The sequence below is a fragment of the Amycolatopsis sp. CA-230715 genome, from assembly GCF_018736145.1.
Taxonomy (GTDB): domain Bacteria; phylum Actinomycetota; class Actinomycetes; order Mycobacteriales; family Pseudonocardiaceae; genus Amycolatopsis.
In genome coordinates this window covers 3,677,209-3,701,177 of sequence record NZ_CP059997.1, presented here as the reverse complement: position 1 = coordinate 3,701,177, position 23,969 = coordinate 3,677,209, and the positions used below count along the sequence as shown (strand labels likewise).

Annotated in this window: 24 protein-coding genes and 1 tRNA gene; 13 read left to right on the top strand and 12 right to left on the bottom strand. The window is 69.4% G+C overall.

Translation table 11 applies throughout. The features are described from left to right. Positions 1 to 11 precede the first annotated feature (11 nt). Together HUW46_RS17295 and HUW46_RS17290 are read left to right on the top strand one after the other, a co-directional pair. Complete coding sequence (locus HUW46_RS17295) at positions 12 to 1,955, top strand: FUSC family protein (protein WP_254126259.1); 1,944 nt, start codon at positions 12 to 14, stop codon at positions 1,953 to 1,955. A 127-nt stretch (positions 1,956 to 2,082) separates the two neighbouring features. Continuing rightward, positions 2,083 to 2,325 carry an antitoxin gene (locus HUW46_RS17290; protein ID WP_215548247.1) on the top strand — a complete coding sequence of 81 codons (243 nt, stop codon included), beginning with the start codon at positions 2,083 to 2,085 and terminating at the stop codon, positions 2,323 to 2,325. Between the two features lie 172 nt (positions 2,326 to 2,497). Here the strand turns inward: HUW46_RS17290 and HUW46_RS17285 are convergent, their stop codons facing one another. From HUW46_RS17285 to HUW46_RS17270, 4 genes are all read right to left on the bottom strand, one after another. Beyond that, the gene (locus tag HUW46_RS17285) at positions 2,498 to 3,448 is read right to left on the bottom strand and encodes a prephenate dehydrogenase (RefSeq protein ID WP_215549930.1); all 951 of its coding nucleotides are present in this window, start codon (positions 3,446 to 3,448) and stop codon (positions 2,498 to 2,500) included. Between the two features lie 260 nt (positions 3,449 to 3,708). Next, positions 3,709 to 5,139 carry an acyl-CoA carboxylase subunit beta gene (locus HUW46_RS17280; RefSeq protein ID WP_215548246.1) on the bottom strand — a complete coding sequence of 477 codons (1,431 nt, stop codon included), beginning with the start codon at positions 5,137 to 5,139 and terminating at the stop codon, positions 3,709 to 3,711. A 64-nt stretch (positions 5,140 to 5,203) separates the two neighbouring features. Then, on the bottom strand, positions 5,204 to 5,959 hold the full coding sequence (locus tag HUW46_RS17275) for a thioesterase II family protein (protein ID WP_305860731.1): 756 nt from the start codon (positions 5,957 to 5,959) through the stop codon (positions 5,204 to 5,206). 103 nt (positions 5,960 to 6,062) lie between these two features. Next, positions 6,063 to 7,292 (bottom strand): M20 metallopeptidase family protein, encoded by a 1,230-nt coding sequence (locus HUW46_RS17270; RefSeq protein WP_215548244.1) that lies wholly within the window; start codon positions 7,290 to 7,292, stop codon positions 6,063 to 6,065. A 75-nt stretch (positions 7,293 to 7,367) separates the two neighbouring features. Here HUW46_RS17270 and HUW46_RS17265 point away from each other — a divergent pair, with 75 nt between their 5' ends. The 6 genes from HUW46_RS17265 to HUW46_RS17240 all read left to right on the top strand — a co-directional run bounded on the left by HUW46_RS17265 (position 7,368) and on the right by HUW46_RS17240 (position 10,678). Beyond that, positions 7,368 to 7,850: a tRNA adenosine deaminase-associated protein gene (locus HUW46_RS17265; protein ID WP_215548243.1), complete on the top strand. Its 483-nt coding sequence runs from the start codon at positions 7,368 to 7,370 to the stop codon at positions 7,848 to 7,850. Between the two features lie 2 nt (positions 7,851 to 7,852). After that, on the top strand, positions 7,853 to 8,317 hold the full coding sequence (locus HUW46_RS17260; protein ID WP_215548242.1) for a nucleoside deaminase: 465 nt from the start codon (positions 7,853 to 7,855) through the stop codon (positions 8,315 to 8,317). 87 nt (positions 8,318 to 8,404) lie between these two features. Next, positions 8,405 to 8,611 (top strand): CsbD family protein, encoded by a 207-nt coding sequence (locus HUW46_RS17255; protein ID WP_215548241.1) that lies wholly within the window; start codon positions 8,405 to 8,407, stop codon positions 8,609 to 8,611. A 100-nt stretch (positions 8,612 to 8,711) separates the two neighbouring features. Then, positions 8,712 to 8,799 (top strand) — tRNA-Ser (locus tag HUW46_RS17250). A gap of 152 nt (positions 8,800 to 8,951) precedes the next feature. Next, positions 8,952 to 9,803 (top strand): GntR family transcriptional regulator, encoded by an 852-nt coding sequence (locus tag HUW46_RS17245; protein WP_215548240.1) that lies wholly within the window; start codon positions 8,952 to 8,954, stop codon positions 9,801 to 9,803. Beyond that, positions 9,800 to 10,678 (top strand): NAD(P)-dependent oxidoreductase, encoded by an 879-nt coding sequence (locus HUW46_RS17240; protein WP_254126257.1) that lies wholly within the window; start codon positions 9,800 to 9,802, stop codon positions 10,676 to 10,678. Before HUW46_RS17245 ends, HUW46_RS17240 begins: the two co-directional genes overlap by 4 nt. A gap of 137 nt (positions 10,679 to 10,815) precedes the next feature. Here HUW46_RS17240 and HUW46_RS17235 read toward each other — a convergent pair whose 3' ends face one another. The 3 genes from HUW46_RS17235 to HUW46_RS17225 all read right to left on the bottom strand — a co-directional run bounded on the left by HUW46_RS17235 (position 10,816) and on the right by HUW46_RS17225 (position 13,367). Continuing rightward, the gene (locus HUW46_RS17235; protein ID WP_215549925.1) at positions 10,816 to 12,201 is read right to left on the bottom strand and encodes an IS1380 family transposase; all 1,386 of its coding nucleotides are present in this window, start codon (positions 12,199 to 12,201) and stop codon (positions 10,816 to 10,818) included. A gap of 199 nt (positions 12,202 to 12,400) precedes the next feature. After that, positions 12,401 to 13,012, bottom strand: a complete 612-nt coding sequence (locus HUW46_RS17230) for a hypothetical protein (RefSeq protein WP_215548239.1) — start codon at positions 13,010 to 13,012, stop codon at positions 12,401 to 12,403. 43 nt (positions 13,013 to 13,055) lie between these two features. Further along, positions 13,056 to 13,367 (bottom strand): hypothetical protein, encoded by a 312-nt coding sequence (locus HUW46_RS17225; protein ID WP_215548238.1) that lies wholly within the window; start codon positions 13,365 to 13,367, stop codon positions 13,056 to 13,058. Positions 13,368 to 13,912: 545 nt separating this feature from the next. On the opposite strand from HUW46_RS17225, the gene HUW46_RS17220 reads away from it, so the two are divergent. Further along, complete coding sequence (locus tag HUW46_RS17220; RefSeq protein WP_256451432.1) at positions 13,913 to 14,182, top strand: aldo/keto reductase; 270 nt, start codon at positions 13,913 to 13,915, stop codon at positions 14,180 to 14,182. On the opposite strand, the gene HUW46_RS17215 is transcribed toward HUW46_RS17220, so the two are convergent. Next, positions 14,179 to 15,267, bottom strand: a complete 1,089-nt coding sequence (locus HUW46_RS17215) for an alpha/beta hydrolase family protein (protein WP_215548236.1) — start codon at positions 15,265 to 15,267, stop codon at positions 14,179 to 14,181. The genes HUW46_RS17220 and HUW46_RS17215 overlap by 4 nt on opposite strands. 80 nt (positions 15,268 to 15,347) lie before the next feature. After that, positions 15,348 to 15,980 (bottom strand): HNH endonuclease family protein, encoded by a 633-nt coding sequence (locus tag HUW46_RS17210; protein ID WP_215548235.1) that lies wholly within the window; start codon positions 15,978 to 15,980, stop codon positions 15,348 to 15,350. A 183-nt stretch (positions 15,981 to 16,163) separates the two neighbouring features. Here HUW46_RS17210 and HUW46_RS17205 point away from each other — a divergent pair, with 183 nt between their 5' ends. Beyond that, positions 16,164 to 17,681, top strand: a complete 1,518-nt coding sequence (locus HUW46_RS17205; RefSeq protein WP_215548234.1) for an outer membrane protein assembly factor BamB family protein — start codon at positions 16,164 to 16,166, stop codon at positions 17,679 to 17,681. 81 nt (positions 17,682 to 17,762) lie between these two features. Here the strand turns inward: HUW46_RS17205 and HUW46_RS17200 are convergent, their stop codons facing one another. Next, positions 17,763 to 17,993: a hypothetical protein gene (locus HUW46_RS17200; RefSeq protein WP_215548233.1), complete on the bottom strand. Its 231-nt coding sequence runs from the start codon at positions 17,991 to 17,993 to the stop codon at positions 17,763 to 17,765. A 334-nt stretch (positions 17,994 to 18,327) separates the two neighbouring features. On the opposite strand from HUW46_RS17200, the gene HUW46_RS17195 reads away from it, so the two are divergent. Then, positions 18,328 to 19,254: a TauD/TfdA dioxygenase family protein gene (locus tag HUW46_RS17195; protein ID WP_215548232.1), complete on the top strand. Its 927-nt coding sequence runs from the start codon at positions 18,328 to 18,330 to the stop codon at positions 19,252 to 19,254. Here HUW46_RS17195 and HUW46_RS17190 read toward each other — a convergent pair whose 3' ends face one another. Further along, positions 19,255 to 20,517 (bottom strand): MFS transporter, encoded by a 1,263-nt coding sequence (locus HUW46_RS17190; protein WP_254126255.1) that lies wholly within the window; start codon positions 20,515 to 20,517, stop codon positions 19,255 to 19,257. A 228-nt stretch (positions 20,518 to 20,745) separates the two neighbouring features. Between HUW46_RS17190 and HUW46_RS17185 the strand changes: the two genes are divergently transcribed. Together HUW46_RS17185 and HUW46_RS17180 are read left to right on the top strand one after the other, a co-directional pair. After that, entirely contained in the window at positions 20,746 to 23,169 is a 2,424-nt protein-coding gene (locus HUW46_RS17185) for an endonuclease/exonuclease/phosphatase family protein (protein WP_215549928.1), read from the top strand. A gap of 3 nt (positions 23,170 to 23,172) precedes the next feature. After that, positions 23,173 to 23,655, top strand: coding sequence for a hypothetical protein (locus HUW46_RS17180; protein ID WP_215548230.1), 483 nt, complete (start codon positions 23,173 to 23,175; stop codon positions 23,653 to 23,655). Positions 23,656 to 23,727: 72 nt separating this feature from the next. Here the strand turns inward: HUW46_RS17180 and HUW46_RS17175 are convergent, their stop codons facing one another. Next, positions 23,728 to 23,967: a hypothetical protein gene (locus HUW46_RS17175; RefSeq protein WP_215548229.1), complete on the bottom strand. Its 240-nt coding sequence runs from the start codon at positions 23,965 to 23,967 to the stop codon at positions 23,728 to 23,730. Positions 23,968 to 23,969 lie beyond the last annotated feature (2 nt).

The window sequence follows — 23,969 nt, the reverse complement described above, 5'->3', positions numbered from 1 at the left end:
AAGATGTGACGGTGAGCAAGCGCACGGACTTCGCCGCCCCGCACTGGCTCGTGCAGTTGCTGCGCAGCAAGCGCGAGCCGGTGCCGTGGACGCGGGCGCTCCGCGCGCCGCTCGCGCTCGCGGTGCCGCTGGCCGTCGGGTACGCGTTCGGGAACATCGGGCTCGGCGCGCTCGCGTCGACGGGCGCGCTGCCCACCGTGCTGTCGGAGGCGGCGGGCCCGTACCGGTACCGCCTGCGACGGCTCGGCGGCGCGACGGCCGCGGCGGGCGTCGGTTACCTGATCGGCCTGCTGAGCGGGGCGAGCCTCGTCGCGACCATCGCGGCCGTGGTGCTGGTGGCCGCGGTGTCCGCGCTGATCAGCGCGGCGGGCAGCAACGCCTCGGTGGCGGGCCTGCAGCTGTTCGTGTTCTGCGTGATCGGCACCGGCCAGCACGCGACCGGGGTCCGTATCGAGGTTTCGCTCCTGTGCTTCCTCGTCGGCGCGGTGTGGAGCCTGTCGGTCGCGCTGGCAGGCTGGACGTGGCGCGCGACGAGCCCCGAGCGCACCGCGGTCGCGCACGTCTACATCGAACTCGCTGCGATGCTCTCGGCGACCGATGCGGACACCTCGCGTGCCGCGCGCAACCAGCTCACCACCGCGATGAACACCGCGTACGACCGGTTGCTGACCGCCCGGTCGTGGCTGTCCGGCCGGGACGCCGCGTACCGCAAGCTGCTGAACCTGCTTTCCGCGTCGACGCCGGCGGTGGAGGCTTCGGTCGCGATGGTCAACGCGGGCCGGTCAGGGCCACCGGAAGCGGTCGAGTACCTCACCTCGGTCGCCGCGCGCGTGCTCGCTGACCAGCCGGTGCCGGAGCCGCCCGAACTCGACGCGCGGTACCACCCGCTGCAGGCGGGGCTGGCGCGGATCCCGGCCGGTGCGTCGCGCCAGCGGCCCGCGCGCGTCCCGGCGACGGCCCGCGTCCGCGAATGGGCCGAGTCGCTGATCTCCGGCCCGCTCACCTGGCTCGCCGCGCTTCGGCTGAGCCTGTGCGTCGCGCTCGCCGAGGTCGCCGGGCTGCTGCTGCCGCTCGAACGCTCCTACTGGCTGACGCTCACCGTCGGCATCGTGCTGAAACCGGACTTCGGGTCGGTGTTCGGGCGCGCCGTGCTGCGCGGCATCGGCACCGTGATCGGGGTCGGCATCGGCGCGGCGGTGCTCGGCCTCGGCGCGCAGGGCTGGCCGCTGGTGGTGCTGATCGCGTTGTTCGCGACGGGCGTGGCGATCGGCAAGGTCCGCAACTACGGCGTGCTCAGCGCGTTCGTGACCCCGTTGATCATCCTCCAGATGGACCTGTCGAGCCACGGCGACTGGTCGGTGGTCGTGGCGCGGCTCGTCGACACGGTCCTCGGCTGCGTGATCGTGCTCGTGTTCGGGTACCTGCTGTGGCCGGGCAGCATGCGGCCCCGGGTCGGCGGCAGGCTCGCGGACACCTGCGAAACCGTCGCGACCTATGTGGCGCAAGCGCTTGCTTCGACCGGTGACCTGGCGGAACGCTCCCGTGCGCGGCGTCGTGCGTACCGCGCGCTCGCCGATCTGCGGACGGCCTTCCAGCAGGTGGTGGTCGAGCCGTCGGCGGCGGGGCGGCAGGCGGTGGCGTGGTGGCCGGTGATCGCCGGGCTGGAACGCGTGACGGACGCGGTGACCGAGGTCGTGGTGACCGTCGAGCACGGCGCGCCGAGACCGGACGAGAGCGATATCGGACTGCTCACGGCCGCGCTGACCGAGATCGCGGCTTCGATCCGCGAGCAACGGGATCCGGCGTCGCTGCCGGTGCCGGAAACCGACCAGCTCTCCGGCGTGGTGGACCAGCTGACCACCGTGTTCGACGCGGTGCGCGGGCCCGATCTCGCGGAGCGGTCGCCGATGCGCCTGGTGCGCCGGTTCCTCCCGTCCTCGCGCCGGCGGTCCTGACCAGGCGCGATCGCGTGCGGGTACCCCGGGCCGGGTGAGTTCGCGTTGCGAGATCCGGCACCGGGGGTTGGGATGGACGGGTGGAAGGGCCCGGACCGTCCGCGCCCCACCGCGAAGGAGTTCCAAGATGGGTATCGACTTCGACGAACTGAAGAACAAGGCCACCGACGCGCTGAAGCAGCACGGCGAGAAGGTCGAGCAGGGCATCGACAAGGCGAGCGACTTCGCGAAGTCGAAGTTCGGCGACCACTCGGACAAGATCGACAGCGCCACCGGCAAGGCCAAGGACTTCCTCAACAAGAACAAGGAAGGCGGCCAGGAAGGCGGCGGCGAGCAGCCCCCGCAGCCGCCGCCCGCGCCGCCACAGTGACGCCCGCTCGGCGCCGCCCCTGACTTGCCGTCATGGCCACCATGACGGCGCTCAGTGCCGTGATGGCCACCTTCAGGGCGCTGCGGCACCCCTTGGCAGGTGGGCCGTTGCGAAGGCCGAGATTCGGGCACTCAGTGCCGTCATGGTGGCCTTCAGGGGTCAGAAGAGGCTTCTAATTCACTTCGCCGATGGCGGTGTCGCCTGCCAGCGAGGTGACCCGGCCGCCGCGTTCGCCGAGCGCGCAGAGCCCTTCGCGGGCGTTCGGCGCGCCGAGGTTCACCCTGACGCCCGCGCGGTGCACGTCACGCGTGGCGGCAAGCGTTTGCGCGCCTTCGTGGCCCGCGTTGATCGTGACGGCGAGGCCGCCGGTCGACGCGAGCGAGCCGCGCATCGCGCCCAGCCTGCCGAGCGCCTCGTCCAGGATGGGCAGCAGCGCGTGGCGGTTGCCTTCGGTCATCGCGCGCACGAGCTCCGGCCGGGTGCCCGCGACGCGCGTGCCGTCGGTGTAGGAGCCCGCGGCGAGCGACATCGCGAGGGGGCCGCCCTGCGCGCCGACCGAAGCCAGCACCGCGGCGAGCAGATGCGGCAGGTGGGAGATCCTGGCGACGGTTTCGTCGTGGGAGTCGGCGGGGATCGGCACGACGTGCGCGCCGAGGTCCAGCGCGAGCTGCGCGACCTCGGCCCAGATGCCGAGATCGGTGTCCTCCTCCACGCAGGCCACCCACGCCGACCCGCCGAACAGCGCCGCGTTACCCGCGCGCCAGCCCGATTCCGCGGTACCCGCCATCGGGTGGCCGCCGACGAACCGCGCCGCGGGGACGAAGCGGCGCACCGAGTCGAGCACCGGGCCCTTGACGCTGGTGACGTCGGTCAGCGCGGCGGTCGGGGCGCTCTCGGCGACCTGGCGGAGCACCGGCTCGATCGCGGGCAGCGGCACGGCGAGCACGACCAGCGCGTCCCGGTCGCTGGCGCGCCGCAGCGCCTGGTCGACTTCCATGACGTCGTAGCCGTCGGCGCGCGCGGCGGCCGCGTCCCCCTCGGAGGAGGTCGCACCCCAAACCGTCCTGCCGACCGCCGAGGCGGCGCGCAGCACGGAGCCGCCGATCAAGCCGAGGCCGATCACACATACGTCTCGCACAGGGGCTCATCCTGCCAGTGCCCGCCGACAGCCGTGACGACGCGTGCACGAACGGCGACTCGGCCAGGTCAGCGTGCCACTCGCCCGCGCCGGAAGCAGGGAAAGTCCATTGTGGATCAGGAAATCAACATCGTTGTGCAGCAAGGAAATGCGCCAGTCAAATCTGTCTACAGTGGTCAGTTCGGGAGTGGATCCGGTTCCGGGCACCTGGGGGTTGTGCCCGGAACCGGAGTCTTCGGTGCGCCTCAGAGCGGGATGTTGCCGTGGTGCCCGCGCCCGGCGGGCGCCGCGGCCAGCGCGGCGGTGATCCGGTGCCGCGTCTCGGCCGGTTCGATCACCTCGTCGACGACGCCGAGCGCCATCGCGCGCGCGACCCCGCCCGCGTTCTCCTTGTGCTCGGCGATGAACGAAGCGCGCAGCGCCTCCACATCCTCGGGGGCCGCTGCCTTGAGCTTCTTGCGGTACAACACTTCCACCGCCGCCTCGGCGCCCATCACGGCCACCTCGGACTCCGGCCACGCGAACACGTTCGTCGCGCCGAGCGAGCGCGAGTTCATCGCGATGTAGGCGCCGCCGTAGGACTTCCTGGTGATCAGCGTGACGCGGGGGACCACCGCCTCGGCGAACGCGTGCAGCAGCTTCGCGCCGCGGCGCACCACGCCGTCCCATTCCTGGCCGACACCGGGCAGATAACCCGGCACGTCCACCACGACCAGCAGCGGGATGCCGAACGAGTCGCACAGCCGCACGAACCGCGACGCCTTCTCCGCCGACAGCGAATCGAGGCAGCCGCCCTTGCGCAGCGGGTTGTTCGCGACGATGCCGATCGACCTGCCGGACAGCCTGCCGAAGCCGACCACCATGTTCGGCGCCCATTTCGGCTGCAGTTCGAGGAACTCGCTGCGCTCCGGATCGTCCAAAAGGGACTTGAGCAGCGGGTGCACGTCGTAGGCGCGGCGCGGCGATTCGGGCAGGTGCGCGGCGAGGTCGCGGCGCTCGCGCGCGGCCTGCATGTCGAACAGGCCCGGTTTGGCGAAGTAGCCGGTGAGCAGGCGCGCGCGGTCGTAGGCGGCCGGTTCGGACTCGGCGGTGATGTGCACGACGCCGGACCGGCGCCCGTGCGCGTCCGGCCCGCCGAGGCCCTCCATGTCGATCTGCTCGCCGGTCACGCTGCGCACCACGTCCGGACCGGTGATGAACACCCGGCCGGCCGGGGCCATGATCACCACGTCGGTGAGCGCGGGCCCGTAGGCCGCGGCACCCGCGGCGGGGCCGAGCACCACCGAAATCTGCGGCACCTTCCCCGAAGCCCTGGTCATCGCGGCGAACATCCGGCCGACGCCGTGCATCGACTCGACGCCGTCGGCGAGCCTCGCGCCGCCGGAGTGCCACAGCCCGATCACCGGGCAGCGGTCGCGCACCGCGATGTCGATGGTTTCCACGATCCGCTGCGACCCGGCGAGGCCGAGCGCGCCGCCCATCTTGGTGGCGTCGGTGCAGAACGCGACGACCGGGCTGCCGCCGATGCGGCCGCGCACCGCGTGCACGCCCTCGTTGTCCTCGCCGGGAAGCGGTACCGCCGAACCGTCGTCGAGCAGCTGCGCCAGGCGGTGCGCGGGCGCGCGGAAGTCCGGCGGAGCCTCGGTGGTTGCGGTGTCACTGGCCAAAAGTGTCATGACGTCCCTCGTGCCGGTGTCGGATGTGTCCGTGCTGGCCTGGTCTTCGTGCCGGCGGCCGCGCTCAGCGCGAAAGCGTGCGCGAGATGGTGTCGATGACCTTGGGCGCGTGGTCGTTCAGGTAGAAGTGCCCGCCCGCGTAGGTGTCCAGCGTGAAATCGCCGGTCGTGTGGTCGTTCCAGGCCCGTACTTCGTCGATCGTCGCCTTCGGGTCCGAGTCGCCGATCAGCGCGTGGATAGGGGTTCGCAGCTTCGGGCCGCCGTCGGAGAATTCGAAGCGGTAGAGCTCGGCTGCCCGGTAGTCGGCGCGGATCGCGGGGAGCACCGAGCGGAGGATCTCGTCGTCGTCGAGCACCTGCGAATCCGTGCCGGACAGCGCTTTGATCTCCTTGATCAGGCCCTCGTCGTCGCGTTCGTGCACCCGCTCGTCGCGGAACTTCGACGGCGCGCGGCGGCCGGAGGCGAACAGCTTCACCGGAAAAGTGCCCCGCTGTTCGAGGCGGAGCGCGACCTCGAACGCGATCGACGCGCCCATGCTGTGGCCGAACAGCGCCAGCGGCCGGTCGTTCCACGCGTCGAGCAGCGGCGTGATCGCGTCGGCGAGCCCCGCCACGGTGTCGATGCACTTCTCGTGCCTGCGGTCCTGCCGTCCCGGGTACTGCACGGCGAGGACGTCGACCTGCGGCGACAGCGAGCGCGAGACCGGGAAGAAGTAGCTCGCCGACCCACCGGCGTGCGGCAGGCACACCAGGCGCACGGGGGCGTCCGGCGCCGGGTGGAACCGCCGGATCCACAGCGCCGCGTCGTCGTTGCCTGTCACGTCTTTCATCCCCCAGCCGGTTCGGAAGCACAGCTTCGCCCAGTGTGGTGGCCGGTCCGGTGCGGTGAGAACCCCTAAAAACCGCTGGACAACCCCAGTCAGCTCAGCGTAGCGCGTCCAGCGCGAAGGCCGCATGCATCGCGACGCCGTGGTCAAGCGCGTCCTCGTCGAACAGCACGCGGTTCGAGTGCAGCGGCGCGGCCTCGGCGGGATCGGTGCCGGGCGGGCACGCGCCGAGGAACGCCATGGCACCCGGAACGCGTTGCAGCACATAGGAAAAGTCCTCGGCGCCCATGAACGGGTCGACCATCGGCTTGGCGTGCTCTTCGCCGAGCGCGTCCCCGGCCAGCAGCAGCACCCGCGACGCTTCCGCGGGATCGTTCACGGTCACCGGGTAGCCCGGCTCGACGTCGGCGAGCACGCGGCAGCCGTGCGCCTGCCCGACCGCTTCGCACACCCTCGGCAACTCCTCGCGCACCAGTGCCCGCGTCTGCTCGGACAGCGTGCGGATGGTGCCCTCCAGCTCGGCGACCTCCGGGATGATGTTGCTGGTCGTGCCCGCGGCGATCCTGGTCACCGACAGCACGGCGGGGTCGAACACGCTCACCCGCCGCGTGATCATCGTCTGCAGCGCGCCCACCATGGCCGCGGCCGCGGGGACCGGGTCGATCGCCTGGTGCGGCGTCGACCCGTGGCCGCCCTTCCCAGTGACGCGCACGAAGAACTTGTCGGCCGAGGCGAGCATCGGCCCCGGCCTCGTCGTGATCATCCCGGAGGGCAGGTTCGCGGAGAGGTGCAGCGCGAACGCCCGCTCGACCTGGTCGCCCGCCGCGTCCAGCACGCCCTCGTGGATCATGTGCCGCGCGCCGTGGTGGCCCTCCTCGCCGGGCTGGAACATGAACACCACCGAGCCCGCCAGTTCCCCGGCGTGCGCGGAAAGCAGGTGCGCGGCCGACGCCAGCATCGCGACGTGCGCGTCGTGGCCGCAGGCGTGCATCGAATCCGGCACTTCGGAAGCGAACGGAAGCCCGGTTTCCTCCCGCAGCGGCAGCGCGTCCATGTCCGCGCGCAGCAGCACCGCCGGGCCCGGCTCGCCGCCGCGCAGCACCGCGGTGAGTGCCGTGGTGCCCTTGCCGACGGCGGTCTCCAGCGGCAGGCCGTCGAGCGCGGCCTCGATCTTCGCCAGCGTTTCCGGCAGGTCCAGACCTTCCTCGGGGCGCCGGTGGATCGCACGTCGCAGCTCGACGGTCTTCGGGTGCAGCTCGCGCGCCTCGGCGAGGAGCCCGGCGAGGCGGGCGTCGGGCAGCGACGGCAGGTCCGTTGGTCCGGTCATGCCCCCGATAGTGGCATCCCGGTCGTCGCGCCGTGGCGCGCTCCGCGGGGCGCTTGGCCGGTATACGGTATGGACATGGCGGGAGAAGAGGCGGTCGCCGGTTTCGCGATGGCGGTCGTCAGGGAAGACGGCCGGTGGCGGTGCAGCGCACTCGACAACGCGGCACTCGCCGAGCTGGACGCGGCGATCACGGCACTGGCGAAGATGCGGTCGACCGGTGCGGTGTTCGGGCTACTCGCGGTCGACGAGGAGTTCTTCGTGATCGTGCGGCCGAGCCCGCGCGGCGCTTCGCTGCTGCTGTCCGACGCCGCGGCCGCGCTCGACTACGACATCGCCGCCGACGTGCTCGACCTGCTGCGCGTCGACCCGCCGGACGAAGAGGACGAGTCCGTCTGGCCGGAAGGGGACCTGGAGATCCTCGCCGATCTCGGGCTGCCCGGTGCCGAGTTGCAGGTGATCGTCGGCGAGGTCGAGCTGTACCCCGACGAGCAGCTGCAGATGATCGCCCAGCGCTGCGGGTTCGAGAACGAGTTCACCGCGCTGCTCGACGAACTCTGAGCATGCCGTCCGACCCCGACGCGATCCGGCAGGCGATCGAGGTCGCGCGCGGCGCCGGAGCGGACATCCCGATCGGCGCCGTCGTCTTCGCGCCCGACGGTGCCGTGCTGGCGAAGGCCCGCAACGCCAGGGAAGAGCTGGGCGACCCGACCGCGCACGCCGAAACGCTCGCGCTGCGGCAGGCGGCGTTGGTGTTCGGCGACGGATGGCGGCTCGACGGCTGCACGCTCGCGGTGACCGTGGAACCGTGCACGATGTGCGCGGGCGCGCTCGTGCTGGCCCGCGTCGCGCGTGTGGTGTTCGGGGCGTGGGAGCCGAAGACCGGCGCGGTCGGCTCGCTGTGGGACGTGGTGCGCGACCGCAGGCTCAACCACCGCCCCGAGGTCATCGGCGGCGTACTGGCCGGCGAATGCGCCGCGCTCGTCGAGGACTTCTTCGCCGGACGGCGCGGCCACCCGGCGGGGTGAGACGACGATTAGCCCGCTAAACGCATGGGTAGTCCCAGGTCGAGGCCGATCCGGACGGATCGGGCCCCGAAGAAGGAGGACCCTCTCGTGAGCATCTTCGACAAGGCGAAGGACAAGGCCGAGCAGGCGATGGGCGCCGCCAAGGAGAAGCTCGGCAACGCGACGGACAACGACGACCTTCGCGACTCGGGCAAGGCGGACCAGACCTCGGGCGAAGTCAAGGAAGCCGGTCACGACCTGCGCGACAAGGCACAGGGCGCGGTCCAGGACGCGAAAGAGAAGTTCGGGAACTGACCCGCTTGTCGGTCGCGGCCCGTCCCAGCTAGGGGCGGGCCGTTCGCCTGCGTGACGGGGGGTCGTCGGCGCGCGAACGCCGTGCAGTAACCTAGTCGGCGGTAGCGTGTCCGAGCGGCCGAAGGAGCGCGCCTCGAAAGCGCGTGACGGGCAACCCCCGTCCGTGGGTTCAAATCCCACCGCTACCGCTCTGAACAGGCGAAACGCCGGTTCCCCGAAGCAGGGGAACCGGCGTTTCGTCGTCTCAGACCAGGCCATGATGTCTATCACCGCCCGTTGCGGGATACCGAGCATCAGCAGCATCGTTGCGGTCGTATGCCGGGCATCGGAAGGAGCCGATATGTCCCGCCCCCGCTCGAGTGTTCATCGCCCGGAACCTCTGCACCAGCAGGTTGCTCGACTGATCTGGAACGACATCGAAGCCGGTGTCTTGCGGGACGGGCAGAACCTGCCCTCTACCCGCGAGCTGGCTGAAGAGTGGCAAGTCAGCCCGTTCACGATCAGCGAGGCCATGGATGTCCTGATCAAAGAGGGCTTGGTAGTCAGCAAGCCGCGTGCCGGGCGAGTTGTGAACGCTCCTGAGCAGGCCACTCGCCCTAGCTCGCGGGATGCGGAGCCCAACATCCTGTTGATCGGCGGATACGCGGGAAGCGGTAAGACCGAGCTGGGCCGCGTCCTCGCCCGTGAAACCGGGTGGCCGATGCTCGACAAGGACACCATGACGAGGCCGGTCGTCGAGGCGGCGTTGGAAATGGTCGGCAAGTCGCCCAACGATCGCGATTCCGAGTTCTACCTAGAGAAGATCCGGCCACGCGAATACGAGGCGGTCGTAGCCGCCTTGACTGAGAACCTGCAATGCGGCAACAGCGCGATCGTGACCGCCCCGTTCGTCCGCGAGTTCTCCGATTCGTCTTGGCTCGACAAGATTCAAACGGCCTGCTCCGATGCGGGCGCGAAGCTGACTCTCGTCTGGGTGTACTGCGATGCTGCGAGCATGCACACCTACGTTCGCCATCGCGGCGCGGCTAGGGACGCCGCCAAGTTGGAAGACTGGAATAAGTGGGTGTCCGGCCTGAATCTGGACTTCCGCCCGGTGATTCCGCACGTCGTGATAGACAACTCGGCGTCGAGCGAACCGTTGCGGGAGCAGGGGCGGCGGTTAGTGGCCGAGCTGATCGGAGCGAGCAAGTGAACGAACGGCCTCGGGTGAAAATTCTCGTCAGCGGCGAGACGGATGACCAAGTTGGGCACGAGATCTTGGCCAAGCTCCCCGGTGTCGAGCTGCTGCCGTACGACCCGAATAACGCCGAGCTTTCCGCTGCGCAGCGCGACGCTGAGATCTTGATACCGCCTTACCGCGGAAGTCATCGCCCCATCCGCCTGCTGTCCCAGTTGCCGCACTTGCGGATGGTTCAGCTCCTATCCGCTGGTGCGGACGAGTGGGCGAGTGACGTGCCCGCACACGTGACGCTTGCCAGCGCGCGCGGTGCGCATGCTGGGCCGGTGTCGGAGTGGGTTCTCTCGGCGATCCTCACCCAGCTACGACAGTGGCCCGCGCTGGTGCGATACCAGGACCAAGCGGTTTGGGCTCACCGGAAGTTCGACGCGGACACGCTCTCCGGCAAGCGAGTCCTCATCGTCGGCGCCGGAGCCATCGGAACCGCAGTTGCTCGGCTGCTGGAACCGTTCGGTGCTACCGCCACTCTGGTCGCCAGTTCTGCGCGTGAGGGCGTCTACGCAGCGGCCGAGCTGCCCGGCCTGATCGGAGACCACGAGATCGTGGTCATCACCGCGCCGCTGAACGAAGGGACGCGCGGACTGGTCGGTAGGAGCTTCCTAGCGGCAATGCCCGACGGGGCCATGCTCGTCAATGCAGGACGTGGGCAGATCGTCGACACGGATGCTCTGGTGGCCGAACTTGATTCTGGAAGGCTGCGCGCGGCGCTCGATGTGACCGACCCGGAGCCGTTGTCATCTGGTCATCCGCTGTGGTCGTTGTGGGGGGCGGTAATCAGTCCGCATTCAGCTCGAACAGTTCCCGGCACTAACCTCGGTCTTTCATGGTGATCTGTAGGTGATGTTGATGTTGGAGATGTTGATGTTGTTGGGTGTGGTTTTGGGTGTGGGCAGGTTGTAGTTGCCGATCTGCTGGGGTATCGGCTGCTCCGGGGTCTTTCGGGTTGTCGGGTCAGGGGTGGTGTGGGTTAGGGGAAAGCGGTGCGGATGCGGTGGAATCCGGTGGCGATTGCGGGGGCCCAGCGCCATGTCCGGTCGATGCGCAGATGGGTTTGGCGTGCGCTGCGGGTGATGCGGGCGGCGACGTGCAGGACGCGGTAACGGAAGGTGGTGATCTCGATCCGGGCGAGGTCGGGCTGGTCGGTGAAGCCGATCAGTTGGCTCCAGCAGACCAGGTCGATCGCGGTGAGCACGGCCTGTAGCCAGGCTGTGTTTTCGGCGAGTCCGCGACAGGGCAGGTTGCGCAGGCCGGTGGCTTTGGCCTCGCGGATGCGGTCTTCCATCCGGGCGCGTTGACGGTGTCGCAGTTCCAGCCCGGCGGCCTGGCCGGGGATGATCCCGGGTGCGGTGTCGGTGAGCAGCGCGGTGATCCGCATCCCGTCGGCGTCGGTGAATCGTAGCTGCGCGCCGGGGTGCGGGCGTTCTTTGCGCAGGATCAGCCGTGACCCTTCGGGCCACTTCGACAGGTCGATCGCGGTGCTGATCTCGGTGACCCAGGCTCCGTCCCGGATCCCGTCCCCAGGCTCGACCGCGGGATGCCAGCACGAAGCCGGGATCGCGTCGACGATGCGCTGCACCCGCGCGTCGACCGGGAACCCGAAGGAGAACCCGACGCCCCGGTCCCGGCAGGTCTGGGCGAAGGTGTGGCTGGCCCCGGCGGAATCACTGCGCGCGAGCAGCCGCGGCGAATCGGGGTCGCCGGGGCGGGGCCGGGCGTAGGTGGGCAACGCCGCCAGCGCCGCATCGAGCACGGCGACGTGATCGGCCGCGGTGCTCGACCCCGCGTTGCCTGGGCGCAGCAACCCGGCCAAGGCTTCCCCGCCGGCGATCTGCGGGCGATCGAGGAAACACAACAGCGGGTGAAACCCGAACGTGTGCTTCCACGTCGCTGCCGCGTCCTGCTTGTCCGAGTGCGCCAGCACGATCGTGGCATCGAAATCCAGACACAGCTCCTCGGACAGGTCCGGGGCAGCCCCGGCCTCCCACGCCCGTTGCCGCGCGGCGGCACGGGCGGCCTGCACCGCGGGCAGATGGGCCTCGTCGATCCGCTCGAGTAACCGCCACGCCGTCGGCATCGACGCGACCGGCCCGAACAGATCCTCCCGGTCCCGCAGCACCGCGATCCCCGACACCGCGTCCGCGCCATCCGCGATCGCCACCGCCACATCAGCGAACACCTGCCCCGGCGCATGCACCGCGACACCACGATAAGTATCAGCCAACGCCGAGTTCACCGCCCCGACCAAACCCGTGACCTCAGCCATCTCCCGCAACAACCCGACACCAGCATGCGACACGACACCAGCACCATCCGCGCTGACCTTCACCCGACCAGAACGCTTGCTATCCTTCACCCGCGAAGTGCCTTCCCGTTCGAGAAACCGGACCCTAGACAAGTCCCAGTTTCCCCTACAGGACAGGCACTTTCGCGCATTCAACCCCCACGACACCCCACCACCCATGAAACACCCAGGCTAACGCGCTGTGCTACAGAATTGCGTCTCAGCAGATCGCCGCTCTCTTGGAAGGTAAAGTTCCAACGAACAGGCATTTTTAGTGAGCGGTGGCGTTTCTGCCGTTGCCGGTCCACGCATCTCTTGCATTTGGTGGGTCTGGAACCCCATAGGTCTGCATTAGCTCGTCATCAGGAGTTCGAGGAAAACCGCCCCGCTCTTCTAGGGCTCTGATTAGGCGATAGGTGTTCAGTCCTTGAGCGTTCACTTTTTCGTACTCGCGGATCATGTTCTCGTATTCGACGACAGTTAATACGGCGAGCAGCCAGCGATGAAGACGATCTTTTGTGTTTAATTCTTCTTCGTGGACCGCATTGTATCCTACCTTTAACTTCCCGGTGAGTGTACCTTCGAGATCTCGGATATTCTGCTCCGATATTCCTACGTCTAATTCGTGCGCGAGCCGGTTCCGTAGCTTGTTCAAGGCTCTAAGAGGTGCAACTTCATCTTTCGTAAGGGCTCCTGACGCTAGTGCGAGGTCTAGTTTTGCAGAGAATGGCACTCGATCAAGATTGGCGGCATTAGGTTCTTTGAATGAGATATCGAGCGCTCGATTAAGGCAAGACTCGGTCCATAGGTGGCCCTTTAGTAGTATGGCGAGAATGCTTGAGTCTTTCATTTGTTCGTTGAACAGTGCGGTGTCGAGTGGCATGGGTCCTCTTCTGGAAATGCGCAGGATTTTCTTTCTTGCGGGGCTAGCCTTTAAATCGGATTCGAACGCCACCCGACCATGCGACCGAAATATCCGGGTTGTCGGTGACTGTAACTGCACATATTTGGTTGACGGCGTCTAGTGATGGAATGCCACCGGCGGTTTCCAATATTTCGTCGTACAGTTGTTTTCCGAGTTTGTATCCTGCGTCTGGGTCGCTCGCGGATTCAAGTGTTGTTGCATCGACCTGGATCAGCCAGTCTCTGGCATCAATTTGCCATTCAAGGTGGCCATCGCTACGTGCCTTTGCTCGCAGAAGAGATGTGAGGGCGGCGATGTCCGTTCGTTCAGTCATGCTCGGAAGTCGGAGCCGTAGCAACTGGTGTTACGGGGCTCCGTCCGCGTGGTGCTTCACCTGGAGGTGCATGCGGACGTTGACGTCAACGACCTCGTCTCAGTCTCCGTCTCATTCACGTGGGTACTCGTGTGGTCGCAGAGGTGCAACAGTCTGCCTTGACCTGGGCGTGCGCGGCTGGTGAACTCTGCCGTATGCGGGGGAGCGCCACTCGAAAGCGCGGGACGGGCAACCCCCGTCCGTGGGTTCAAATCCCACCGCTACCGCTCGATCGAGGGCGACGTGTGTCTGCGAATTGCGCAGACCGCGTCGCTCTCGCCATTTCTTCTGGGGCGCGGCCCCAGACCCGCCCGGAGGGCAAGCCCCCGGACCCCCGTGGTGGTCGCCTTGGGCGGTCAGCGGGCATGCACTGTGCTTTGCCCCGAGTGCCGTGAGGTCCGCGCCGAAGGCGCGGCCACTCCCAACCCAGCAGTGACCCACCTCGGGAGCCGCGCCCCCGGCGCGCAAATTTTGCCGACCGATAGAAAACACAGCCGGCCGCCGCGGTGCGCGAAGTGGCCGGTGAACTGGGCACCACGCCTGCACGGGTGGCGATCGCCTGGACGATGGCGCGTTCGAACGCTGTGCACCCGATTCTCGGGGTGAGCAGCGCGAGCCAGCTCGAAGACAACCTCGGCGCCATCGAGCTGGCTCTGCCGCCCGAAGCGATCACGCGGCTGGAAGCGGCGACGGGGTTCGTCGCCGGGTTTCCGCGCGATTTCATCGAAGGCCTGCCGGACTGGGTTTTCAGCGAAGGGTCCGCGGATCTGGCTTAGGGGCAGTGGAAACGGACTTCCGGGAAGCGCGGTGAAGGGCCGTTCAGCAGTGGTGCGCCGGTGTGCCGCAGGTGCGTGTCGACGAACGCGGCGACGTACGAGCGGACGATCCTGTCGACACGGTCGCCGTCGAGGGGTTGAAGCGGGCGGCCGAGCTGTTTGGCCAAGGGCGCCAGGTCGGTGAAGGAAAGGTGCTGGGTGTCGTCGACGCTCAGCCAGCGCTTCCACCCGGTCAGCTGGGTCCAGGTCCGGTCCCAGCTCGGATCCGGGCCCGCGGGGACGTGGGGAGGCCCGCCCAGCATCAGCATCGGCCGGTTCACCGGGTTTTCGGTGGGGTACCGGAAGTTTCCGTCCAGGTTGACCGCCGCCGCGACGCGCGGATCGCGCAGCATGGCCGGGATCGTGCTGAAGCCACCGGCCGAGTGCCCGATCATCGCGATCCGGTCGGCGGCGATGCGCGCGCCGCGCCAAGCCGGGTGTTCGCCGGTGAGCTGGTCGAGCACGAACGAAACGTCCTGGGCGCGGACGGCACCGATCTTGGGGTAGTCGCGGTTCGCGCACGCCGCGCAGGAGGTCGTGTGGCCGTCGGGGAAAGAGGTGCCCTCAGCCTCGTAGTTGTGCCCGATCCCGGCGACCGCGTAACCGCGGCTGGCGAGTTCTTCGGCAAGGCCGGTCATCGTGGCGCGCGGCAGGCCGAAACCCGGTGACAGCACGACCAGCGGCAGCCCGCCGCGTGCCCGCGCGGGTTCGGCATCGACGGTCGCGTGGGTGACCACCGTGCTGAGCAGGCCGGGCGGCAGGTCGGGCAGGTCCTTTCCGAGGTACAGCTTGGATTCGTCGGCGGTCATGTACGGCGCGCGCACGCCCGACGGGCGCGCGGCCGGGTACCAGAGCGAGACCATCAGCTCCCGATCGCCCGAGGGCACCCACGGGTCGGGTCTGCTCGTGTCGGTCAGGTGCATCGTGGCCAGACCGATCCGATGTGGACCGGAGGGCGCGGGAAGCACGAGCGGAGTAGCGGCCTCGGCGGTTCCGGTCAGCGCCAAGGTGAGGATCGCGCCGACCAGCAGCGCACGTTTCGACATGCCCGAAGGCTAGGGACAGCGGGTGCGGCGGGGCATCGTACGGCGGAGGTCATTCGCCGCCCGGTCGTGCCTCCCCGGTACTACCCCTCGGGAGGGCAGCGGTCGAGCATGCTTGCCAGCGCGGCCTTTTCGGCGTCGGTGACGGTCAGGCCGTAGTAGTGCTTCACGGTGACCCAGTCGGTCGCGTACCGGCACCAGTACCCGACCGATGGCGGCTTCCACTGGTCGGGAGCCTTGTCGGACTTTTCCTGGTTGACGTTGTCGGTCACCGCGAACAACTGCGGGCGCACCAGGTCGTTCGCGAACTCGCGGCGGCGTTCCGTCGTCCACGAGCGCGCGCCGCTGACCCAAGCCTGGCCGAGCGGGACCATGTGGTCGATGTCCACATCGGACGGTTTCGTCCAGGTGCCGCCGTCGTAGGGGCTGGTCCAGGTGCCCGAGCGGATCTTGCAGTTCTTCTCCGTCGTGACACCTTGACCCGCCCGCTTGAGCACGGTTTCCCTGGTGTCGCAGTGGCCGCCCTGCTGGGTCCAGTGCGGGAACCGTTCGCGCGAGTACCCCTGCATCGAACCGCGCGGCCCGACCGCCAGTTCGGCGAGCTGCTGCCGCGCCGCGGGCTGTGATGTCGGTGACGCGGGCGGTTTCGACGGGGCGACCGGAGGCGGGCTCGCCGACCCCGCGTCCGCGGCCGCCGTACAGCCCGAAACCGCCATCACCGCTGCTACGGCCGCTCCAGGCAGCCAATTCCGCACCCGCACCGCAACCCCGTTCGACACCACGCCAGAGCCGGCGAATCCTCGCACACCACCGGGCACGGCAAGGGGAACGACACGAATGGGCTGTTCGGCGCACGGCGGGCTCGGGGGCGGTTTACGATCCCGCCGTGGTGGGGGCAAGTGCAGAGAGGGCGAGACATGGGGCAGCAGCACCCCGGCTGGCAGGGCAACCAGAACCAGCCGCCGGGCGGTTTCCCGCAGGGGCCGTACCCGCCGCAAGGCCAGTACCCCCAGCAGCAGTGGTACCAGCCGCCCGCCGGACCGCCGCCGCAGAAGCCGAAGAACAAGAAGTTCTGGCTGTGGCTGGCGCCCCTGCTGGTCGTCGTGGTCGCCGCCGCGGTGGTGGTGCCGATCGTGCTCACCTCGGGTTCGGACCCCGCGCCGGCGCGGGCGGGCGGCCCCGAGCAGCCCGCGTCGAAGAGCTGGCAGGTGCACCTCGACCGTCCCGAGCACGAGAAGGGGCTCGGGTCGTGGGAGGTCGGTGACACGGTTGTCGTCGCGCACGAAGGCGCGATCACGGCGTTCGCCAAGGGCGATGGCAAGCAGGCGTGGCGGACACCCGCGCCGGAGGGCGGCAAGTTCTGCGGTGCGGGCACCAGGGTGGTCGGCGACCAGCTGCCCGTCGCCTACGGCAAGGAGCTGACCGAGCAGAAGGACCCGGTGTGCCAGTTCGCCGCCGTGCTGAACGTGAAGACCGGGCAGCTCGGCTGGCAGCAGCCGTTCGACGCGCCGCAGGGTTCGAGCCCGAGCAAGCCCACCGGCGCCGCGCTGGAAATCATGGGTGACGTCGTGGTGCTCGCCCAGAAGTACGGGACCGTCGGTCTCGACCTCGCCACCGGTCAGCGGCGCTGGGTGAAGCCCGTGGTCAAGCCGACCGGCGGCGACTCGGGGAGCAGCGCGATCATGGGCATGCGGCCAGGAAAGCAGTCACTGGTCGTGTCGCTCAGCGGGTTCATCTCCGATCCCGCGATCACCTTCGCCACGCTCGATCCCGCCACCGGCACGCTGAGCCAGGGCGTCGACTACACCTCGAAGGACAGCAGCCAGCGGTTCGCCACCCCGCGCCTGCTGTCGGCCGACCCGCCGGTGGCGCTGGTCAACCGCGGTGTCGAGGACGCCGTCTACATCGTGATGGACGACAAGTTCGACAAGGTCGGGACGATCGACGCGGGGCACCCCGGCACCGCGGAATCGCTCGCGGGCGACGGCGCCGGTGTCGACGCGGTGGACAACCGCCAGCCAGGCCGCCGCTTCCTGATCTCCGGCGGGCTGTTCGTCACGGTCACCGCGATCCCGCTCAACGGCACCAACAAGCTCGTCGCCTACGACATCGCGTCCGGGGCGAAGAAGTGGGAACGGCCCCTCGCCGACGGCAAGGCGATCATGCCGCTCGCGGTGGAAGGCGACTCGGTGGTGGTGCTGGTGTCCCCGGCGACGCCAAGCGGGGACCAGCGGATCGCGCGGTTCTCGCTGGCCGACGGTGCTCCCGGCCCCGTAGAGACCTACCCGCTGGCCACGCCGAGCGGCGGCGCCCCGATCACCCAGGACTTCCAGTACTTCTGGCACGACGGGCGCCTGTGGGCCCTGCGCGGCCCGTCCAACGAGCACGACTTCGACGCGTTTTCCCTGGGGAAATAAGGGAAAGGGCCGGTTCCCCCCCCGCTCACCAGCGGGCGCGGCGCCCGCCCACCGCGGCGGAACGGAGTGGACCGGACGACGCTAGGGTTCTTGCACCGCAACGGAAGTGCGCCGTTTCGCGGGAGCGTCGTCCGGCAGCGTGACGCCGCCGGAGTGCTGGTTCAGCGCGCGCAGTTCGTCGCGGATCTCGGTCAGCACGGCGGTCTGCGCCACGGTCGCCCAGTACACCGCCGCGTCCTTGCGTTTGAGCTTGCTCGCGGCCTTGCGTGCCTTCGCCAGCGCTTCGGTCGCGCCGAGGGCGGAGTCGGCCATCGGTGGATCTCCCTTCTCCCAACGTGATTGACTTCGGTTACCCCCGCTGGTGCCGCCCACACGCGTTCGCGCGAAGTTGGGCCGGATGGTCTAGCGCGGTGCCCGTCCACATGCTGGAAGCCTTGACGCTGACCCGGCGCGGGGCTGATCATCGAGGCATGTCAACCGTTCGGGAACACGCAGCTGTCCCGTGTCCGCGTCGCCTTCCCTGGCGCTCGGTTCGTTTCGGTGTCGCCGCCCTGCTCGTGCGGCGCGGCCGCCTCGGCTCACCGCCGAAGTAGCCCTTTTTCCCGCACCGAAACGAAATTCCCTCGAACGACAGTGAGGTACCACCGTGTCCGTTGACGTGTCCGCCCCTGCCCTGCGCGAGGCCACCGTGCCCGAAGGCGGGATCCTCGAAGGCCCGCGCGTCCTGCGCCGCCTCCCCGGCGCCGAACCGCGTCCCTACGACCTGTTCGACCTGCGCCCGCTCGGTGCCGTGATCGGTGCCGAGATCCACGGTTTCGACCTCGGCACCGAGCTGACCCCCGAACTGCGCGCCGAGCTCAACCGCGCGCTGCTGGAGTGGAAGGTGCTGTTCTTCCGCGACCAGCGGATCACCCCGGCGCAGCAGCGCGCGTTCGCCGCGCACTGGGGCCCGCTCGAAACGAACCCGTTCATCCCGGCCGGTGACACCGACGAGGTCACCCGGTTCACGCGGGGCGCGTCGATGCCGGGGTACGAGAACATCTGGCACACCGACGTCACCTGGCGGCCGAACCCGGCGCTCGGCTCGGTGCTGCGCCTGGTCGAAGTGCCGCCAGTCGGCGGCGACACGATGTGGGCCGACATGGCGGCCGCGTACGACAACCTGCCGCCGGAGGTCCGCGAGCGGATCGACGGGCGGACCGCGGTGCACGACTACCTGCCGGGGTTCGACCGGTTCGCCGATCCCGCGCTGCTCGCCGCGTGGCAGGACGACTACCCGCCGGTCGAGCACCCGGTGGTGCGCACGCACCCGGAAACGGGGCGCCGCACGCTGTTCGTGAACCAGGCGTTCACCACGCACATCGTCGGGTTGCCGCGCGACGAGAGCGACCGGCTGCTCCGGTTCCTGTTCCAGCAGGCGCACGTGCCCGAGTACCAGGTCCGGTTCAAGTGGGCGGAGAACTCGGTGGCGTTCTGGGACAACCGGGCGACCCAGCACTACGCGGTGAACGACTACCACCCGCATCCCCGCGTCGCCGAACGCGTCGCGATCGAAGGCGACCGCCCGTTCTGATCACCCGTCCACAGAGGACCCGACGAGCCGGGTCCTCTGTGGACTATCGGTGTCCGCGTCCTGCCGCGTCCGCTCCGCCCAGCGCGTCGCCGGGCCCATCGCGACGCCCGCCGCCGCGAACACGCCGCCGAGCAGCAGCCAGCCGAGCGGCCCCCAGGACAGCACGAGCGTGGTGAGCAGCAGCGGCCCGAGCATCCTCGCGACCGCGAACCCGGAACCGAAGAACCCTTGGTACTGGCCCTGTTTCCCGGCCGGTGCCAGTGCGAACCCGATCTCCCAGCCACCCGCGTTCTGCATCATCTCGCCGAGTGTCTGCAACCCGGCGGCGACGAGCAGGACCGCCGCGGCCACCCACGGCGAGCCGCCCGCCGCCGATACCGCGAACACCGCGCACGAAGCGAGCAGCACCAGACCCGCTCGGCGGACCGACCGCGACGCCGTCGCCGTTCCGGTGACCCGGCGCGCTATCCGGACCTGGAACGCGACCACGCTCAGCGTGTTGAGCACCAGCATCGCCGACACCAGCCAGGTCGGCGCCTGCGTCCGCTCGACTATCCACAGTGGAATCGCGAGCCCGATGAGCGGGATGTGCAGCAGCATCAGCATGTTCAGGAAGGACACCACCGCGTAGGGCGCGTCGCGCAGTACCGCGAGCTTCGGCTCGCGTCCCGTCACGGCGGGCGCGGGCGGCACGTGCGGGGCTCGCCGGAGGACCGCGGCCGAGGCGAGGAAGGCGACGGCGTCCATGCCGAAGACGGTCAGGTAGGCGGCGGGCGTGTCCACGCGCAGCGCGATCCCGCCGAGCGCCGCGCCGACGGCGAGCCCCGCGTTGGTCGCGGACTGCAGGTAGGCCCGGATCCTGGTCCGCTCGGCGGCCGTCACGAGCCCCGCCAGCAGTGCCTGCCGCGCGGCGGTGAGCCCGCACTGGCTGCTCGCGTAAAGGCACGCGACGAGCACGAACGCCGGGAACGACCGCGCGAACAGGAACGAGCCGACGAACGCGCTCGTCGCCAGCGCGAGCAGGATCGCGGTGGCGCGAGGGCCGTGCCGGTCGGCGAGGTGGCCGAGCGGGGTCGCGGCGAGGAACCCGACCGCCCAGCTGATCGTCAGCCCGAGCCCGACCTGGGCGGGGGAGAGGCCGATGACCCTGGTGAAGTACAGGGCCGACGTCACGTAGTACGCCCCGTCGCCGACCGAGTTGGTCAGCTGCGCCACCGCGAGCACCCGGGACGGGCCTGCGGGAGGAACCAGTGCGGAAGTCACGCGGGTAACCGTAGGTCGCCGATTGACCAGGTAGAAGTTCCAATACTGACCAAGACCACTGGGCCAATTCGAGGGCTCGCGGTGGATCAGTTCAGCGGAAGTATCACGAATCGTTGCCGCTTCGACGTACCGTTGCTCGCCGGATCGGGGGAACATGCCTCGACCGCTTCTCACGTAAGGGGACGCAGCGTGACATATCGCCGGAAACTGGGTGTGCTGGCGGGCGCGATGGTGCTGACGGTGACCAGTCTCGCCGTCCCCGCCGCCGCGACCCCGAGCACCGGCGCGGTGCTCGCCGAGGTGTACGGGGGCGGCGGCAACAGCGGCGCCACGCTGACCAACGACTTCGTCGAGCTGGCCACCAGGGGCACCGGCGCGGCCGACCTCACCGGCTGGAGCGTGCAGTACCTGCCCGCGGCTCCGGGCCCGACGAGCAAATGGCAGGTCACCCCGCTCACCGGCGCCGTGCGGCCCGGCGGCCGCTACCTGGTCGCGGAGGCCAAGGGGAACAGCGGCACGACCGCGCTGCCCGCCGCCGACGCGACCGGCGGCATCAACCTGTCCGGCACCGCGGGCACCGTCGCGCTCGTCGCCACGACCCAGCCGCTGACCTGCCGCACCGCGGCAGACTGCGCGGCGGACGCGAACGTGCGCGATCTCGTCGGATACGGCGACGCGGCCGTCCGCGAGGGCACCGCGGCCGCGGCGACCACCAACACCACCTCGGTGGCACGCGGCGCGCGGCTCGCCGACACCGACGACAACGCGGCCGACTTCGCCGTGGGCGCGCCGACTCCGACGAACGCCAAGGGCGAGACCCCCGGCGGCGACCCCGGCCAGCCCGGCACCCCCGCGAAGATCCACGACATCCAGGGCGTCACCCGCCTCTCACCGTTCAAGGACAAGCAGGTCAGCGACGTCACCGGCGTCGTGACCGCACTGCGGACGTTCGGCTCGGCTCGCGGTTTCTGGATGACCGACCCGGTGCCCGACGCCGATCCGCGCACCAGCGAGGGCCTGTTCGTGTTCACCGGGTCGACCACGCCCGACCTCGCCGTCGGCGACGCGGTGACGGCGAGCGGCACCGTTCGCGAGTTCTACCCGGACGCGCCCGCCACCTCGAAGTACCAGTCGCTCACCGAGCTGACGAGTGCGAAGTGGACGGTCGGATCCTCGGGCAACCCGCTCCCCGCACCGACGGTGCTGGCTCCCGACACCGTGCCCGCGCAGCTCGCGCCACAGGCAGGCGGCAACATCGAACCGCTGACCCTCGAACCGTCGAAGTACGCGCTCGACTTCTGGGAAGCGCACGAAAGCGAGATCGTCAGCGTTTCCGACGCCCGCATCGTCGGCCGCAGCACCGAGTACGGCGAGCTGTACGTGACCACGAAACCGGAGCAGCGCCCGACCCCGCGCGGCGGCACCCTCTACGGCGGGTACGACCAGCAGAACACCGGCGTGCTGAAGGTCGAGTCGATCATTCCGTTCTCGCAGCGCCCGTTCCCGAAGGCCAACACCGGTGACGTGCTCACCGGCCGCACCTCGGGCCCGCTCGAATTCGACAGCTTCGGCGGCTACACGCTCTTCGCGAGCGAACTCGGCCAGGTCAAGGACAACGGCCTGCAGCGGGAAGTCACCCGCAAGCAGCGCAGCGGTGAGCTGGCGGTCGCGACCTACAACGTGGAGAACCTGTCCGCGGTCGACGACCAGGCCAAGTTCGACCAGCTCGCGCACGGCGTCGTGGACAACCTGGCGAACCCCGACATCGTGTCGCTCGAAGAAATCCAGGACAACAACGGCGCCGACGGGAACGGCGACGGCGTGGTGGCCGCCGACGAGACGTTGAACCGGTTCACCGCCGCGATCGCCGCCGCGGGCGGCCCGCACTACGAGTGGCGCGAGATCGACCCGGAAGACAAGAAGGACGGCGGCGAGCCGGGTGGCAACATCCGCGTCGGGTTCCTGTTCAACCCCGCGCGCGTCTCGTTCGTCGACCGGCCCGGCGGTGACGCGACCACGCCGGTCGCGGTGAACACCGTGCACGGCAAGCCGCAGCTGTCGATCTCACCTGGCCGCGTCGAGCCGGGGAACGCGGCGTGGACGGCCAGCCGCAAGCCCCTCGCGGGCGAGTTCGTGTTCGGCGGGCGCACCGTGTTCGTGGTCGCGAACCACTTCAACTCGAAGGGCGGCGACCAGCCGACGCAGGGCCGGTACCAGCCGCCGACCCGGAGCTCCGAGGTGCAGCGGGTGCAGCAGGCCCAGCTTGTGCACGATTTCGTCGGCAAGCTGCTGGCCGCGGACCGCGGGGCGAACGTGGTCGTAGCGGGCGACCTGAACGACTACCCGTTCTCGAAGACCGTCCAGACGCTCACCGCGGGCGGCGGGCTCAAAGCGCTGATCGACACGCTGCCGCCGCAGGAGCGGTACAGCTACGTCTTCGAAGGCAACTCGCAGGTGCTCGACCACATCCTTTCCTCGCCCGCGCCGCGGGGAATCGACTACGACGTGGTGCACATCAACGCCGAGTTCGCCGACCAGGCCAGCGATCATGACCCGCAGCTCGTGCGGTTCCGGCCGTCGGCGGGAAACCGCGTCCTCGACGCCTTCTACGACCTGGCCGACTGGCTGGACCGGGTCTTCCCGAGGCGGTGAGCGGTGTTCGGGCGAGCGGTCCCGTCGCCGGAACTGGTCGCCGCCGGTGCCGCGGTGGGCCTGATCCACGTCGAGCGGGTTCCGCTATGGGCGGCGCACTGGCTCGCCGGCGGCCTCGGTGATTCCGACGCGCTCGTCGTGCTGGCCGCGTTGGACGGCACGGATGGCGACGAGGTCCGCGCCGTCCTACCGCAAGCGCTTGCTTCCTGCGGGGTGACACCTCCGGACACCGTCGCCGAGGCCGCCGATGTGCTCTTCACCCACTTCGCCCGCCTGTTCGCCGACGGGCTCGTCGACGAGCGAGAGGTCGCGGAACGGGTGGGAGAGATCGCGCTCAAGACGTCCTATGACGACGGGCTGGTGCGGCTTCCGCTCGGCCGGACCAGCCTGTTCGCCGACGAGTGGGGTGAGCACTGGGGACAGGACGAAACGGTCCTCGCGGCCGAAATCCGCCGAGCTTGCGCGGCGCAGCTCGAACCGCATTGAGCCGTCCGGCGCAACCGGGAAAAGCGGTTCTCGTCGAATGACTCAGCGAGAACCGCCGCATTCCTCAGTACGTCACCACTCGACTACGAGTGTCCATTCCGGACCTTGTCCGGCCACGATTCCGTAGTCGCAGTGGAAGTAGTGGGCCCTGCCCTGCTGGGCCAGCCAGTTCCCTGCCGACTGGCAGTCGGCCGGACTGTGGTAGGTCCCCGCGACCCAGCTGGCGCTGGCGGTACCGACGGTCGACAGGGCGATCGCCGCGGTCGCGGCGGTGAGGACGCCGAGTGCCCCGATTTTGCGCGAAAGAGCCATTT

Coding starts and splice junctions, on each gene's coding strand:
- HUW46_RS17290 (WP_215548247.1), top strand. CDS start 2,083: ATGGGTATCGACTTCGACGAACTGAAGAACAAGGCCACCGACGCGCTG.
- HUW46_RS17280 (WP_215548246.1), bottom strand. CDS start 5,139: ATGACACTTTTGGCCAGTGACACCGCAACCACCGAGGCTCCGCCGGAC.
- HUW46_RS17270 (WP_215548244.1), bottom strand. CDS start 7,292: ATGACCGGACCAACGGACCTGCCGTCGCTGCCCGACGCCCGCCTCGCC.
- HUW46_RS17265 (WP_215548243.1), top strand. CDS start 7,368: ATGGCGGGAGAAGAGGCGGTCGCCGGTTTCGCGATGGCGGTCGTCAGG.
- HUW46_RS17260 (WP_215548242.1), top strand. CDS start 7,853: ATGCCGTCCGACCCCGACGCGATCCGGCAGGCGATCGAGGTCGCGCGC.
- HUW46_RS17245 (WP_215548240.1), top strand. CDS start 8,952: ATGTCCCGCCCCCGCTCGAGTGTTCATCGCCCGGAACCTCTGCACCAG.
- HUW46_RS17230 (WP_215548239.1), bottom strand. CDS start 13,012: ATGCCACTCGACACCGCACTGTTCAACGAACAAATGAAAGACTCAAGC.
- HUW46_RS17225 (WP_215548238.1), bottom strand. CDS start 13,367: ATGACTGAACGAACGGACATCGCCGCCCTCACATCTCTTCTGCGAGCA.
- HUW46_RS17215 (WP_215548236.1), bottom strand. CDS start 15,267: ATGTCGAAACGTGCGCTGCTGGTCGGCGCGATCCTCACCTTGGCGCTG.
- HUW46_RS17210 (WP_215548235.1), bottom strand. CDS start 15,980: ATGGCGGTTTCGGGCTGTACGGCGGCCGCGGACGCGGGGTCGGCGAGC.
- HUW46_RS17200 (WP_215548233.1), bottom strand. CDS start 17,993: ATGGCCGACTCCGCCCTCGGCGCGACCGAAGCGCTGGCGAAGGCACGC.
- HUW46_RS17185 (WP_215549928.1), top strand. CDS start 20,746: ATGGTGCTGACGGTGACCAGTCTCGCCGTCCCCGCCGCCGCGACCCCG.
- HUW46_RS17175 (WP_215548229.1), bottom strand. CDS start 23,967: ATGGCTCTTTCGCGCAAAATCGGGGCACTCGGCGTCCTCACCGCCGCG.